The following is a 13943-nucleotide window of genomic DNA, read 5'->3' as shown; positions in this document are numbered from 1 at the left end:
AGCACTGAGCTTTAAGCCGACAGCTTTAAGCGATAGATTTAAAACCCTCAGGGCTTTAAACGTATGGCTTACAGCTTTCGTTAATCAGGTAATTCCACACCATCACGTAATGGTGGAGCTATGCGGGATCGAACCGCAGACCTCCTGCGTGCAAAGCAGGCGCTCTCCCAGCTGAGCTATAGCCCCGGAACTTTTCCTGGTACAGAAAGTAACCAGGTAACAGTATCAACCGCGCTTGATTGGCTGTGATGTCAGCGTGGACTTGAACCACCGACCTCACCCCCTTCTTTACTATAAAGAGTGGGGTGCGCTCTAACCAGCTGAGCCACTATCAATCATTCTGACGAATAATTGGTAGGCCTGAGTGGACTTGAGGTACCGACTTCACCCATTCTTTATCATAAAGAGTGGGGTGCGCTCTCATCCATCGATCTACTTCAACTTCCTAAGCGGAAAGTTGGTAGGCCTGAGTGGACTTGAACCACCGACCTCACCCTTATCAGGGGTGCGCTCTAACCAGCTGAGCTACAAGCCTACATCATCGAGCCTCAGCCTTCGGCTTCAGCTCTTTATCCACAGGTTACCCCCGCGAATAGTTCGCTCTCTTTAACGTTTGATCAGGTAATTCGTGTGGACGCTATGCCAGAACAAGCCATGTCGTTTAAGGAGGTGATCCAGCCGCAGGTTCCCCTACGGCTACCTTGTTACGACTTCACCCCAGTCATGGACCACACCGTGGTAACCGTCCTCCCGAAGGTTAGACTAGCTACTTCTGGTGCAACCCACTCCCATGGTGTGACGGGCGGTGTGTACAAGGCCCGGGAACGTATTCACCGCGACATGCTGATTCGCGATTACTAGCGATTCCGACTTCACGCAGTCGAGTTGCAGACTGCGATCCGGACTACGACCGGTTTTCTGAGATTAGCTCACCCTCGCGGGGTTGCAGCCCTCTGTACCGGCCATTGTAGCACGTGTGTAGCCCTACTCGTAAGGGCCATGATGACTTGACGTCGTCCCCACCTTCCTCCGGTTTGTCACCGGCAGTCTCCTTAGAGTTCCCACCATTACGTGCTGGCAAATAAGGACAAGGGTTGCGCTCGTTACGGGACTTAACCCAACATTTCACAACACGAGCTGACGACAGCCATGCAGCACCTGTCTCAGAGTTCCCGAAGGCACCAAGCTATCTCTAGCGAGTTCTCTGGATGTCAAGAGTAGGTAAGGTTCTTCGCGTTGCGTCGAATTAAACCACATGCTCCACCGCTTGTGCGGGCCCCCGTCAATTCATTTGAGTTTTAACCTTGCGGCCGTACTCCCCAGGCGGTCGACTTATCGCGTTAACTGCGCCACTAAGAGATCAAGTCTCCCAACGGCTAGTCGACATCGTTTACGGCGTGGACTACCAGGGTATCTAATCCTGTTTGCTACCCACGCTTTCGCACCTCAGTGTCAGTATCAGTCCAGGCAGTCGCCTTCGCCACTGGTGTTCCTTCCTATATCTACGCATTTCACCGCTACACAGGAAATTCCACTGCCCTCTACCGTACTCTAGTCAAGCAGTATCAGGTGCAGTTCCCAGGTTAAGCCCGGGGCTTTCACATCTGACTGACTCAACCACCTACGCGCGCTTTACGCCCAGTTATTCCGATTAACGCTCGCACCTTCCGTATTACCGCGGCTGCTGGCACGGAATTAGCCGGTGCTTCTTCTGTGGCTAACGTCACAGGCAACCGGTATTAACGGTTACCCTTTCCTCACCACTGAAAGTGCTTTACAACCCGAAGGCCTTCTTCACACACGCGGCATGGCTGGATCAGGGTTGCCCCCATTGTCCAATATTCCCCACTGCTGCCTCCCGTAGGAGTCTGGGCCGTGTCTCAGTCCCAGTGTGGCTGGTCATCCTCTCAGACCAGCTAAGGATCGTCGCCTTGGTGGGCCTTTACCCCACCAACTAGCTAATCCTACGCAGGCTCATCTGATAGCGAAAGGTCCGAAGAGCCCCTCCTTTCCCCCGTAGGGCGTATGCGGTATTAGCATCCGTTTCCGAATGTTGTCCCCCACTACCAGGTAGATTCCTACGCGTTACTCACCCGTCCGCCGCTCTCAAGAGAAGCAAGCTTCTCTCTACCGCTCGACTTGCATGTGTTAGGCCTGCCGCCAGCGTTCAATCTGAGCCATGATCAAACTCTTCAGTTTAAAATCAAGATACCGAAGTATCGATAAATCTGACTCAAGCTAAAACAACTTAAATGAATTCACATGAAGGTTGCTTACCTTGATAAAGCTTTTATGCCTTATCCTGACAAGCGCCCACACGAATTACCTGATCAATCTGTTAAAGAGCGCTTGGACTCAAGGACCGTTACCGCTGATCCCGTGTCTCAAGTGAGGCGCATATTCTAGCGACTCGGTGTTTTAAGTCAACTCTTTTTTTCAACATTTTCGACCGCAGCCGAGGAGAAAAACGAGTGACTCACAAGTCGATAACACCGGCTAACTTTCTAAGAAAATCAACCACTTACTTCCGACTTGCCCGCTCTGCTTGAGGGCCGTTGAAGCCGCTCTCCCTAAGCGAGGTGCGCATTCTACAGCGCCCCGGATCAGAGTCAACAGCCTATTTACAAATAACGCCATAAAAGTGCAAAAAAGCGGTATTCAGACCCGAATCCGATGACAGCCCCATTAAACAGTTCGAAAAACAAACAGCAGTCACCATTTAACACAGGAAAGGCTGGTTGATAATCGACCAGCGCAGGCTTTAACAACAGGACTTACTGACAAAACCGCAGGGTTCCGCAACCCGCAAACAAAAAGGGCGCCCCATCGGGCGCCCTTCTAAAAGCCAAAAAGTCTGACTGCCGGAATTAGTGCTCCGGCTCCTCAGCCTCGTCTTCATTTTCGGCCGGTTTGCGTACGACCACCCGGCCGAGCAGGATGCCCAGTTCGAACAGCAGCCACATCGGCAGCGCCAGCAAGCTTTGTGAGATCACATCCGGCGGCGTCAGCAGCATGCCGACCACAAAGCAGCCCACCACCACATAGGCACGCTTGCTTGTCAGACTCTCCACCGTGGACACACCACTCCAGATAATCAGCAAGGTTGCGATGGGAATCTCAAACACGATACCAAAGGCGAAAAAGAGCTTGAGCACGAAATTGAGATAGCTGCTGATATCCGTCATCACAGCGACGTTCTCGGGGCCAACGCTGGTGAAGAAACCAAAGATCAGCGGAAACACCACATAGTAGGCAAAGGCGATACCGCTATAAAAGAGCGCGATGCTGGAGACCAGCAGAGGAATCGCGATACGCCGCTCATGACTGTACAGGCCTGGCGCGATAAAGCCCCAGATCTGATGCAGGATAAAGGGCATGGCCGCAAATATCGACAGCACCAGCGTCAGCTTGAAGGGGGCAAAGAACGGCGAGGTTACATCCGTGGCAATCATGCTGGTGCCTGGCGGCAACAGCGCGGTGAGCGGTTCGGACAGATAGGCGTAGAGGTCGTTGGCGAAATAAAAAAGACTCAGAAACACCAGCATGACGATCAGCAAGGCCCAGATGAGTCGCTGACGCAGCTCCACCAGGTGAGAAATCAGCGGCTGCTCTTCTGCCTGCTCAGATACCGGATCGTTCAGCTTGCTCATCAGGACTCCGCCCGGTCGCGCGACACTTTGCCATCCGTGTCGGCAACAGCGCTGCCCTCACGGGTTGCCGCATTTTCGCCAAAAGGCGCGGCACTGCTCGCAGGTGCCTGGGCAGACTTGTAGGGAGTTTTCATTTCGGAGAGTTCTTCCTCAAGCCGGTCTTTCTCGATGGACGCATTGCGGCGCAGCTCATCCAGCCGCAGTTCCTCCGAAATCTCCGACTGTATACCGCTCACGGTACGGCGGAATTTGCCCACCCACAAACCGAGGGTGCGCACCGCCGTCGGGAGCTTTTCAGGGCCCAGCACCAGCAACGCAACCACGGCCACTATAAGTAGCTCAGCAAAGCCTATATCGAACATTCAGGGGCCCGTATGGCTTATTGATCAGTCTTTTTGTCGTCTTTGACAGTTTCTTTCTTCGCCGTATCAACCTGCTCGGAAAACTGAGCGTCGTCTTTCTTGTCCAGCGTCTTTGCATCCTTGGTATCGTCGCTGTCATCCGACATCGCCTTTTTGAAGCCCTTCAGGGCACCGCCAAGATCACCGCCAATGTTGCGCAGCTTCTTGGTACCAAAGAGCAGCAGCAGGATCGCAAGCACGATGAGCAACTGCCAAACACTAATACCACCAAAACCCATAACATCTCTCCCAAATCACATGACAGGCAATTTGCCGCCACCAAGAATATGAAAATGCAGGTGGTAGACCTCCTGGCGCCCGCCCCGACCCGTATTGGTCACCGTGCGAAAGCCGTTATCAAGGCCACTCAACCGCGCTATCTGCGGTAATTTCATCATTATGTGGGCGATCAAGCTTTCATCGTGAGGCTGCAGGTCGGCCAGGTTGCATATATGCTTCCTGGGTATCACCAGCAGATGCACCGGCGCCTTGGGTGCCCTGTCCCGGAACGCCATGATCTGTTCATCTTCATACAATACATCGGCCGGGGCTTCATGCCGGGCAATACGGCAGAAAATGCAAGCCGGCACTGGCTAGTCCTTGCTGCGGGCGGCTTTTTCTTCAAGGCCCGAAAGCCCGAAACGACGCGCCAGCTCATCCAGCACCGCCTGGGGCGACTCCCCCAGGTGGGACAGCATGACAAGGCTGTGAAACCACAGATCCGCCGTCTCGTAAACCAGGTCGCTGTTATCACCACTGATGCTGGCATCCTTGGCGGCCAGCAGAGTTTCCGTCGCCTCTTCGCCAACCTTCTCGAGGATCTTGTTCAGACCCTTGGCATGCAGGCTCGCCACATAGGAGCTATCGGGCGCAGCGGACTTGCGCTCTTCCAGTAAAACACCGAGTTGTTGCAAAACATCATTCATTGTTCGCACTCTCGGGTTTCTGATAGATGGCGCCGGGCTCCTTGAGCACCGGATCGACCGGATTCCAGTGACCGCCGTCCAGCACGCTGTAAAAACAGCTCTCACGTCCCGTATGACAGGCAATACCGCCGAGCTGTTCAACCTTGAGCAGAATGACATCCCCATCGCAGTCGAGGCGAACCTCATGCAACTGCTGGACATGGCCGGACTCTTCGCCCTTGCGCCACAGTTTCTGTCGCGAGCGGGACCAGTAAATGCCGCGTTGCTCCTGCACCGTCAGCTGCAGCGCTTCGCGATTCATCCAGGCCACCATCAAGATATGGCCGCTCTCGTGGTCCTGAGCGATGGCGGGAACCAGGCCATCGTTGTTCCATTTCACCTGATCGAGCCAGAGTTCTGACATAACTTCTTTTGAACCTAAATCCGACTGGAGCAGGCAAGAATAACCGAAGCCCCTGTTAACGCCAAGCCACAACGGCCGTCACCCTGGTGCTTTGTCTAGTGCATTAGTAGCAGATAGACGCCGCCAGCGGCGAACAGCCAGCCCGGGGCAGAAAGCTGCTGCAACCAGGACTCGGGATCGCCTGCTCCCAGCACGACCGCCAGCACCAGCAGCAGTACACCGCCGGCCCGCGCGCGCCGCCGGCGCCTCGCGGCTACCTCCCGAGCCTGCAGCAGGACCTGCTGCTGGGCCCGCTGATGGGCATCCAGGCGCTTGACCTGCTGCAGTGCGTCAAACACCAGCTGCGGCATGTGCGGCAGCTTGTCGAGCCACTCCGGCGCCTGTTCCTTCACGGTACGCAGCAGTGCCTTGGGCCCGACCCGGTTTTTCATCCAGTTTTCGAGGTACGGCTTACCGGTCTTCCACAGATCCAGTTCCGGGTACAGCTGCCTGCCGAGACCCTCGACGTTGAGCAGGGTTTTCTGCAACAACACCAGCTGGGGCTGCACCTCCATGTTAAAGCGGCGCGCCGTCTGGAACAGACCAAGCAGCACCTGGCCAAAGGAGATATCCTTGAGCGGCTTCTCGAAAATAGGTTCACAGACGCTGCGGATAGCTGTTTCAAAGGCATACAGATTGGTATCCGGCGGCACCCAGCCGGAATCGATATGCAGCTGTGCCACCTGGCGGTAATCGCGTTTGAAAAATGCCAGGAAATTGCGGGCCAGGTAGTTCTGATCCTCCGGCGTGAGCGAACCGACAATACCGAAGTCGACCGCCAGGTACTGTGGCTGCGCAGGGTTCTCCCGGGATACAAAGATATTGCCAGGATGCATGTCGGCATGGAAAAAGCTGTCGCGGAACACCTGGGTAAAGAAGATTTCGACGCCACGTTCGGCCAGCGCCTTCATGTCCGTATTCTGGGCCCGCAACTGCTCGACGTCCGCCACCGGAATGCCCTGAATCCGCTCCATCACCAGGACATTGCGTCGCGTCAGGTCCCAGAAGATTTCCGGGATATAGAGTATCTCGGACTGTTCGAAATTGCGCCGCAACTGCGAGCCATTGGCCGCCTCCTTGCGCAGGTCCAGCTCATCAAAGATGGTCTGTTCATACTCACGCACCACCTCAACCGGGCGCAGTCGGCGCCCTTCCGGCCAGGCCCATTGCAGCAGCTGGGCGAAGGCGTACAACAGATCGACATCCTTGCGGATCGTGCGTTCGATGCCCGGACGAACCACCTTCACCACCACATCGTGGCCGCTGTGCAGACGGGCGACATGCACCTGCGCCACGGACGCAGACGCCAGTGGCTCTGGCGCAAACATGGCAAACAGCTCTGCCACACTCTTGCCCAGCGCCTTTTCCACGATCAGGCGGGCCTCTTCACCGGGAAAGGGGGGCACCCGGTCCTGCAGTCGCTGCAACTCCAGCGCGATATCGTCCGGCAGCAGGTCGCGCCTTGTGGAGAGCATCTGGCCAAACTTGATAAAGACCGGACCCAGCGCCTCGAGTGCCAGCCGCAGGCGCTCACCCTGCGGCTGCTCCACCGCAATGAAGTATCGCCAGGGCAACAGGCGCAGGCACAGTCGCATATACCAGGGCAAGGCGATCTGTTCAAAAAAGGTATCCAGCCGATAACGGGCCAACACTCGAGCAATCTTGGCTATGCGCAGAAGTCGTCGCACCTGTAGGAAATCCTGTCTGACTGACTAAAACTAAAAGGCGAGGCTCAGGCCCGCCGCGCCCAAGTGTGCCTGCTGCCCGCGGGCAGGTAAAGAAACCGGCCGCAATAACCCCTTGTCGAGGCCAGAAACGCAAAAGCCGCCGGACAGGGCCGACGGCTTTTGCAGTACGGAACCTGCGTTACCTGGATTGGCGTTCTTTCTCGACGAGATAGTCGACCACTTCCAGCATCTGCTTGTGACCACCAGCCGACGACGCCGTCACGCGGTACTTTCCATTGACGACCATGGTCGGCACGCCGGTGATTTCGTAGCTGCGCGCCTTGGATTCACCCTGGTTCAGCTTGGTATTGACGGCGAAGGAGTTCATCAGCTTGCCGAACTTCTCGCGATCGACACCCAGCTTGCCGTAGAACTCCACCATGTCCTCAGGCTTGGAGAAGCGCTGCTTGTTCAGGTGAATGGCATCAAACATCTGCTGATGACTCTGATCGACCGCGCCCATCAGCTCGGCGGTGTAGTAGGCACGGGCAAAGGGTTCCCAGCTGCGGCCAAAAACCACCGGCACTCGCACAAACTGCACTTCATCGGCATTCTGGCGCTTGTGCCAGCCAGCCACCAGGGGCTCAAAGCTGTTGCAGTGCGGGCACAGGTAACCAAACATTTCCGTTACCTCCACCTTGTCCGGGTCCGCCGTTTTTACGGCAAAGGGCAGGGTTTCATAGTGCACGCCATCCTGGAAGGGCTCCGCCGCCCACACCGTCAGTGACATCATCAGCGCCATCAGGCCAACCACGAGTTTTCTAATCATCTTCCCTTCTCCGAAAAACTGTAGATATACCGGGACTCCGGGATGCCGCCAAAGTTCACTCAGGCAGACACAAGAACCAGGCTCCAACAATAAAGGCAGCCTAAGCTGCCTTTATTAAACCTGCGCTGAATACTTGAATCAATGCAGACCCTGGATGTAATCAGCCACGGCCTTGATATCGTCATCGCTCAACTTGGCTGCGATATCGCGCATCATGCCATTGGTGTCATTGGCCCGTGCGCCGGAGCGAAACGCCATCAGCTGCTTCTCGACATAGGCGCCGTGCTGGCCACCCAGTGCCGGAAAGCCCGCCGATGCGTTGCCGGTACCGTTGGGCGAATGGCACGCCGTGCAGGCCGCAACGCCCTTGTCCATGATGCCCGCGCGGTAGATCTGCTGGCCGGCAGCGACCAATTCTTCCGATGCCTGCCCGATCTGTACTTTCTGGCTGGCGAAGTAGGCGGCGATATCAGCCAGATCCTGGTCGCTGTAGCCTCCGAGCAAGCCGGTCATTTCAACGACCTGGCGCGAGCCGTCCTTGATTTCCTTGAGCTGCTTCAGCAGGTAGGCTTCGTTCTGCCCGGCCAATTTGGGGAAGTTCGGTACCGCACTGTTGCCGTCGGCGCTGTGGCAGGCAGCACAAACCGCCGTATTCGCCTTGCCGGCGGCAGCATCACCTGCGGCCTGCGCCACACCCGAGATCCCAAAGGTCACCAGTAAGCTGATCAGTAGTTTGTTCATCGACTAACCCAGACTCTTGCTTGATAAAGTTTGAGTCCACCCCGGCGCACCGGCGTAAACTTGTATTCAGTGTCTTGCCCTGACTGGCAGTTATGCGCAGCCACAGGTAAAATTTGGCGGCATTATAACCAATACCCACATAAACTGGAACGGATACCATCTGTTCTGCCGCCGACCACGGCACCAAAGCGAGCCCCTATGCCCACCTCTGATTCGCCCATCAAGTACAACAGCGCCGTTTTCAACACCAGTGCGGCTCGCCTGAGCCAGTGCCCGGAAGACGACGGTGCCGAGGTTGCCTTTGCCGGTCGCTCCAATGCGGGCAAGTCGAGTGCAATCAACACCCTGACCAACAATTCCAAGCTGGCACGCACCTCGAAAACTCCGGGCCGCACCCAGCTGATCAACTTCTTTGACCTGAATGTTCCGGGCACGCGCATTGTCGACCTGCCGGGTTATGGCTATGCCAAGGTGCCGGTGGCCATGAAGGAGCACTGGCAGAAGCACCTGGATGCCTACCTGCAAAAGCGCGGCTGCCTGCGCGGCGTGGTGCTGGTGATGGACATCCGCCACCCCATGAAGGAGTTTGACGAAATGATGGTGGGCTGGTGCGAGTCTACCGGCATGCAGTTGCATGTGCTGCTGACCAAGGCCGACAAGCTCAAGCGCGGTCCGGCGCAAAGCACCCTGCTGAGCGTACGCAAGGAGCTCAAGGCTCGACTGGGTGACAACGTCAGTGTGCAGACATTCTCGGCACTGAAGAAAACCGGTATCGAGCAGCTGCATACCCGCCTGAACAGCTGGTTACAACTCGACTCCATCGACGCCCAAGCCAGGGATCCGGATGCCGGGTACGATGATGACAGGGACGACAACGACGCCTGAGGCCAGGCCTGCACACAAAAAGAAGCCCCGCAACTGACTGGAAGGGGAATTACAGTCAGGTGAAGGGCTTCAACGCATGCTTCTTATGTCAGAGATCACTACCATGGCACAGACAAATGTGAAAATGTGACTCTGCGTATCAGTTGATTCTCCAGTGATCCGAAAGTTCCGACGCGGCCAGAAGTTATTCTCTTAACCGCTCCTGAATGCCAGCCTTGTGCGGCTAGTGCGCTTCGTCCCAGTGCAAACCGACGCCCGCTTCCACCAGCAGGGGCACATCCATCTTGGCCGCCGCCGCCATGCGCGCCTTGATCTGCGGCACGAAAGCCTCGACCAGGTCTTCCCGTACCTCGAACACCAGCTCATCGTGCACCTGCATGATGACCCGGGCGTCCAGCTGGGTGTCGTCCAGCCACTGTGCGACCTGCACCATGGCGCGCTTGATGATATCCGCCGCCGTGCCCTGCATGGGTGCATTGATCGCCGTGCGTTCGGCGCCCTGGCGGCGCATGCCGTTGCTGGCATTGATTTCCGGCAGGTATAGCCGGCGCCCGAACAGGGTTTCGACATAGCCCTGGGCCCGCGCCTTTTCACGAATATCGTCCATGTACTGCTGCACGCCGGGGTAGGTCGCAAAGTAATGGTCGATATACTGCTGCGCCTCGTTGCGGCCTATGCCAAGCTGCTTGCCAAGCCCGAAGGCCGACATGCCATAGATCAGGCCGAAGTTGATGGCCTTGGCGCTGCGCCGCTGCTCGATGGTGACCTGATCGAGTGCCACCTTGAACACTTCCGCCGCCGTGGCGCGATGAATGTCCTCTCCCTTGGAAAAAGCACTCAGCAGGCCCTGGTCCTGCGACAGGTGCGCCATGATGCGCAACTCGATCTGGGAATAGTCCGCCGCCACCAGACGGTAGCCCGGGGGGGCAATAAAGGCCTGACGGATGCGGCGCCCTTCTGCGCTGCGAATCGGGATGTTCTGCAGGTTCGGGTCGGTGGACGACAAGCGCCCCGTGGCGGTGATCGCCTGGTGATAGGAGGTATGTATGCGCCCTGTGACCGGATTGATCATCAGCGGGAGCTTGTCCGTATACGTCGACTTGAGCTTGCTCAGGCCCCGGTGCTCGAGAATCAGCTTGGGCAGCGGATAGTCCAGCGCCAGCTCCTGCAGCACCTCCTCGGCGGTGGAGGGGGCGCCCTTGGGGGTCTTTTTCAGCACCGGCAGTTTCTGCTCCTCGTAGAAGATCTGCTGCAACTGCTTGGGAGAGCCCAGGTTGAACGGCCGCCCGGCCAGCTCAAAGGCTTCGCGCTCCAGTGTCACCAGGCGTTCGCCCAGCTCGATGCTCTGCCGGCCCAGCAGGTTGGCATCCACCAGGGCACCGTTACGCTCAATCCGGGACAGCACCGGGATCAGCGGCTTCTCGATCTCCTCGAACACCGTCAGCAGCCCTGCCTCTTCGCTCAGCCTGGCATGCAGCACCTGGTGCAGCCGCAAGGTAATGTCGGCGTCCTCGGCAGCATAGGGGGCGGCCTGCTCCAGCGCGATCTGGTTGAAGGTCAGCTGCTTCTTGCCCTTGCCGGCGATATCCTCGAAGTGCACCGTTTTGTGCTCCAGGTAGAAGTCGGCCAGGCTGTCCATGTCATGGCGTGTCGCCACTGAGTTCAGCACATAGGACTCCAGCATGGTGTCGAATGCCACGCCCTGAAGATCGATGCCGTAGCGCGCCAGCACGTTCATGTCGTACTTGATGTGCTGCCCAACCTTGGCGAGAGTCGCATCTTCGAGCAGGGGCTTGAGCTGCGCCAGCACCGCGTCTCGATCCAGCTGATCCGGTGCATCCACATAGTCATGGGCGAGCGGCACATAGGCCGCCCGCCCCGGCTCAATGGCAAAGGAAACACCCACCAGTTCTGCCTGCATGGAATCGATGCTGGTGGTTTCGGTATCGAAGGCAAACAGGCTCGAGGCCTGCAGAGCGCCGACCCAGCGATCCAGGTCCGCCTGTAGCAGCACGGTTTCGTATTCGATCTGCGCAGGCTCTGCAGCCACAGTGCCTGCCGTGGCATCGGCCGCTGCCTGGGCAATGCTATCGGCCCGTGCCGAGGAACCCAGCTCCTGAATCCAGCTGCGAAACGAAAAGCGGCTAAACAGCTCCATCAGCTTGTCGTTATCCGGCGTCGGCAGACCGAAATCGGTTACGCTCTGGTCCAGCTCGACATCGGTCTTGATGGTCGCCAGCAGGTACGAAAGCTCTGCCGCTTCGCGGTTTTCCTCCAGCTTTTTGGCCATGGTCTTGGCGCCACGAAACCCCAGAGCCGCGATCTTGTCGAGGTTTTCGTACAGCGCTTCGATACCACCGATGCCCTGCAGCAAGCCCAGGGCGGTCTTTTCACCCACCCCCGGCACGCCCGGAATGTTATCGACCTTGTCACCCATCAGGGCCAGCAGATCAATCACCAGCTCCGGCGGAATCCCGAATTTTTCCTCGACACCGGCGACATCCATGCGCACATCGTTCATGGTGTTGATCAGGGTCACGTGCTCGTCCACCAGCTGTGCCATATCCTTGTCCCCGGTGGATATAAGCGTACTCATGGCCTGAGCGCTGGCCTGACGGGCCAGGGTGCCGATTACATCATCCGCCTCGACCCCGTCCACCATCAGTATCGGCAGCCCCATGGCCCGGATAATGTCGTGAATCGGCTCTATCTGCAGGCGCAGATCATCCGGCATGGACGGCCGCTGGGCCTTGTACTCGGCAAACAGTTCGTCGCGGAACGTCTTGCCCTTGGCATCGAACACGACCACCACCGGGCTTTGCGGGTACTGCTTGATCAGGCTGCGCAGCATCGAGGTCACCACCCGCACCGCGCCTGTCGGAAAGCCCTCCTTGGTGCGCATGTCCGCTTGCTGGGATGCAAAGAATGCGCGGTATAAATAGGAAGATCCGTCGACTAGAATGAGGGATGGGTATTGCTCGCTCATAGCGGTATCCATGATTGTTAGTGCCGGGGGATAGTGTCAGGGCTGACAATCATATTAAATATGCCGCAGCCAACCAATGAATATGGAAATATGATGAAGAAACTGCTGTTGCTCGCCAGCCTGCTGCTGGTGCCGCCGGCGCAGGCGGAGACCCTGCCGGAGTTCGAACCGGACACTCCGCAAATCACCATTCGCCATAACGATGAACGCGCCTTTTATGAATACCGCGTCAACGGTGTGCTGAAAGAGGTCAAGGTGGTTCCCAAGGTCGGGAAGCCCTATTATCTGGTGCCGGTCGAGGGTAGCGGTGAATTCAGCCGCTTCGAAGAATCCTCCCTGCTTATCCCCAAATGGGTCATTTTCAGCTGGTAATATTGTGGCGGTATATACAGAAGTAACTGCACAGGACCTCAACCGCCTGCTGGCCGACTTTGAGCTCGGCACGCTGGTCGCCCACAAGGGTATCGAAGGCGGTATAGAAAACACCAACTATTTTGTCACACTCAAGAGCCCCGCAGGCCAGGAACAGGAGTTTGTTCTCACCCTGTTCGAAGAGTTCACGCAGGAGGAAATGCCCTTTTTCGTCGAACTCACAAGCTGGCTGGCCGAGCGCGGCAGCCCGGTGCCCGCCCCCTTCAAGGATCGCGACGGTATTGCCCTGAAGCAGCTGCATGGTCGCCCGGCACTGCTGCTGCCCCGCTTTGCCGGCAGCCATGTCGCTCCCGAAGAGCTGCGCCCGGCGCATTGTGCCTCCGCCGGTACCGCGCTGGCACAGCTGCATGTCGCCGGTAGCGATTTCTATCTGCACCGCCAGGCCCACCGGGGCGTATTCTGGTGGCGCCGCGAAAGCCAGCAGATTGTCAGCCGGCTGTCGGAGGAAGACGCTCGGCTGCTCAGTACCGAGGTACAAAACTTCGATACCCTGCGCGCGGCCAAGCTGGACCTGCCGATGGGCGTGATCCACGGTGACCTGTTCCACGACAATGCCCTGTTCAACGGCACCGACATCAGCGCCATTCTGGATGTCTACAACGCCGCCACCGCCTACCTGCTGTACGACCTGGCGATCGTGGCGAACGACTGGTGCGCCAGGCCCGATGGCAGTATCGATGTCGAGCGTGAAGCCGCCCTGCTGAGTGCCTACAACAGCGTGCGTCCGTTCACCGACGACGAGCGCCAGGCCTGGTCACAGCTGACCCGTACCGCCGCCATGCGCTTCTGGCTGTCACGCCTGATTCCCTGGCTGGGCATCGAACAGGCCGGGCGCCAGGGTGTTGAAATGAAGCTCAAGAACCCGGACGAGCTCAAGCGCACCCTGCTGCACCGCATAGAGCAGCCTTCGCAGCTGCCCTGACCCCGGCGGCAGCCAAGCGCAGCCGTTCGGGTTATACTGGATACCCATACAGCCCTTACCTT

The 13943-nt window shown here is 57.6% G+C and carries 13 protein-coding genes, 3 tRNA genes and 1 rRNA gene; 3 read left to right on the top strand and 14 right to left on the bottom strand.

The features are described from left to right. Positions 1–110: 110 nt before the first annotated feature. The 13 genes from KDW95_RS16570 to KDW95_RS16510 form a co-directional block, all read right to left on the bottom strand. A tRNA-Ala gene (locus KDW95_RS16570) sits at positions 111–186 on the bottom strand. A gap of 60 nt (positions 187–246) precedes the next feature. Next, positions 247–333 (bottom strand) — tRNA-OTHER (locus KDW95_RS16565). 125 nt (positions 334–458) lie between these two features. Then, positions 459–535 (bottom strand) — tRNA-Ile (locus KDW95_RS16560). A 127-nt stretch (positions 536–662) separates the two neighbouring features. Then, positions 663–2199 (bottom strand): 16S ribosomal RNA (locus tag KDW95_RS16555). Between the two features lie 668 nt (positions 2200–2867). Next, a complete protein-coding gene (gene tatC, locus KDW95_RS16550) occupies positions 2868–3650 on the bottom strand; it encodes a twin-arginine translocase subunit TatC (protein ID WP_255852924.1) in 783 nt (260 codons plus the stop codon). Then, positions 3650–4012 carry a Sec-independent protein translocase protein TatB gene (gene tatB, locus KDW95_RS16545; RefSeq protein ID WP_255852923.1) on the bottom strand — a complete coding sequence of 121 codons (363 nt, stop codon included), beginning with the start codon at positions 4010–4012 and terminating at the stop codon, positions 3650–3652. Before tatB ends, tatC begins: the two co-directional genes overlap by 1 nt. A gap of 17 nt (positions 4013–4029) precedes the next feature. Next, positions 4030–4290 (bottom strand): twin-arginine translocase TatA/TatE family subunit, encoded by a 261-nt coding sequence (gene tatA / locus KDW95_RS16540; protein WP_255852922.1) that lies wholly within the window; start codon positions 4288–4290, stop codon positions 4030–4032. 15 nt (positions 4291–4305) lie between these two features. Next, a complete protein-coding gene (locus KDW95_RS16535) occupies positions 4306–4641 on the bottom strand; it encodes a histidine triad nucleotide-binding protein (RefSeq protein WP_255852921.1) in 336 nt (111 codons plus the stop codon). 3 nt (positions 4642–4644) lie between these two features. Next, positions 4645–4977 (bottom strand): phosphoribosyl-ATP diphosphatase, encoded by a 333-nt coding sequence (locus KDW95_RS16530; RefSeq protein ID WP_255852920.1) that lies wholly within the window; start codon positions 4975–4977, stop codon positions 4645–4647. Beyond that, the gene (hisI, locus tag KDW95_RS16525) at positions 4970–5380 is read right to left on the bottom strand and encodes a phosphoribosyl-AMP cyclohydrolase (RefSeq protein WP_255852919.1); all 411 of its coding nucleotides are present in this window, start codon (positions 5378–5380) and stop codon (positions 4970–4972) included. Before hisI ends, KDW95_RS16530 begins: the two co-directional genes overlap by 8 nt. Before the next feature lie 95 nt (positions 5381–5475). Beyond that, entirely contained in the window at positions 5476–7107 is a 1632-nt protein-coding gene (gene ubiB / locus KDW95_RS16520; protein WP_255852918.1) for a ubiquinone biosynthesis regulatory protein kinase UbiB, read from the bottom strand. Between the two features lie 178 nt (positions 7108–7285). Then, positions 7286–7915 carry a thiol:disulfide interchange protein DsbA/DsbL gene (locus tag KDW95_RS16515; RefSeq protein ID WP_255852917.1) on the bottom strand — a complete coding sequence of 210 codons (630 nt, stop codon included), beginning with the start codon at positions 7913–7915 and terminating at the stop codon, positions 7286–7288. Between the two features lie 138 nt (positions 7916–8053). Beyond that, positions 8054–8656, bottom strand: a complete 603-nt coding sequence (locus KDW95_RS16510; protein WP_255852916.1) for a c-type cytochrome — start codon at positions 8654–8656, stop codon at positions 8054–8056. A gap of 198 nt (positions 8657–8854) precedes the next feature. Here KDW95_RS16510 and yihA point away from each other — a divergent pair, with 198 nt between their 5' ends. Next, entirely contained in the window at positions 8855–9541 is a 687-nt protein-coding gene (gene yihA / locus KDW95_RS16505; protein ID WP_255852915.1) for a ribosome biogenesis GTP-binding protein YihA/YsxC, read from the top strand. Positions 9542–9764: 223 nt separating this feature from the next. On the opposite strand, the gene polA is transcribed toward yihA, so the two are convergent. Next, on the bottom strand, positions 9765–12527 hold the full coding sequence (gene polA / locus KDW95_RS16500; protein WP_255852914.1) for a DNA polymerase I: 2763 nt from the start codon (positions 12525–12527) through the stop codon (positions 9765–9767). 90 nt (positions 12528–12617) lie between these two features. Here polA and KDW95_RS16495 point away from each other — a divergent pair, with 90 nt between their 5' ends. Continuing rightward, a complete protein-coding gene (locus KDW95_RS16495) occupies positions 12618–12899 on the top strand; it encodes a DUF2782 domain-containing protein (protein WP_255852913.1) in 282 nt (93 codons plus the stop codon). A 4-nt stretch (positions 12900–12903) separates the two neighbouring features. Beyond that, on the top strand, positions 12904–13881 hold the full coding sequence (locus KDW95_RS16490) for a homoserine kinase (RefSeq protein WP_255852912.1): 978 nt from the start codon (positions 12904–12906) through the stop codon (positions 13879–13881). The last annotated feature ends 62 nt before the right edge of the window (positions 13882–13943 follow it).

The sequence above is a fragment of the Marinobacterium rhizophilum genome (assembly GCF_024397915.1).
Classification (GTDB): domain Bacteria; phylum Pseudomonadota; class Gammaproteobacteria; order Pseudomonadales; family Balneatricaceae; genus Marinobacterium_A; species Marinobacterium_A rhizophilum_A.
The sequence above is the reverse complement of the archived record's forward strand: the minus strand, read 5'-3'. Positions and strand labels throughout refer to the sequence as shown.

Coding starts and splice junctions, on each gene's coding strand:
- tatA (WP_255852922.1), bottom strand. CDS start 4,290: ATGGGTTTTGGTGGTATTAGTGTTTGGCAGTTGCTCATCGTGCTTGCG.
- yihA (WP_255852915.1), top strand. CDS start 8,855: ATGCCCACCTCTGATTCGCCCATCAAGTACAACAGCGCCGTTTTCAAC.
- tatC (WP_255852924.1), bottom strand. CDS start 3,650: ATGAGCAAGCTGAACGATCCGGTATCTGAGCAGGCAGAAGAGCAGCCG.
- KDW95_RS16510 (WP_255852916.1), bottom strand. CDS start 8,656: ATGAACAAACTACTGATCAGCTTACTGGTGACCTTTGGGATCTCGGGT.
- KDW95_RS16495 (WP_255852913.1), top strand. CDS start 12,618: ATGATGAAGAAACTGCTGTTGCTCGCCAGCCTGCTGCTGGTGCCGCCG.
- hisI (WP_255852919.1), bottom strand. CDS start 5,380: ATGTCAGAACTCTGGCTCGATCAGGTGAAATGGAACAACGATGGCCTG.
- polA (WP_255852914.1), bottom strand. CDS start 12,527: ATGAGCGAGCAATACCCATCCCTCATTCTAGTCGACGGATCTTCCTAT.
- KDW95_RS16530 (WP_255852920.1), bottom strand. CDS start 4,977: ATGAATGATGTTTTGCAACAACTCGGTGTTTTACTGGAAGAGCGCAAG.
- KDW95_RS16515 (WP_255852917.1), bottom strand. CDS start 7,915: ATGATTAGAAAACTCGTGGTTGGCCTGATGGCGCTGATGATGTCACTG.
- tatB (WP_255852923.1), bottom strand. CDS start 4,012: ATGTTCGATATAGGCTTTGCTGAGCTACTTATAGTGGCCGTGGTTGCG.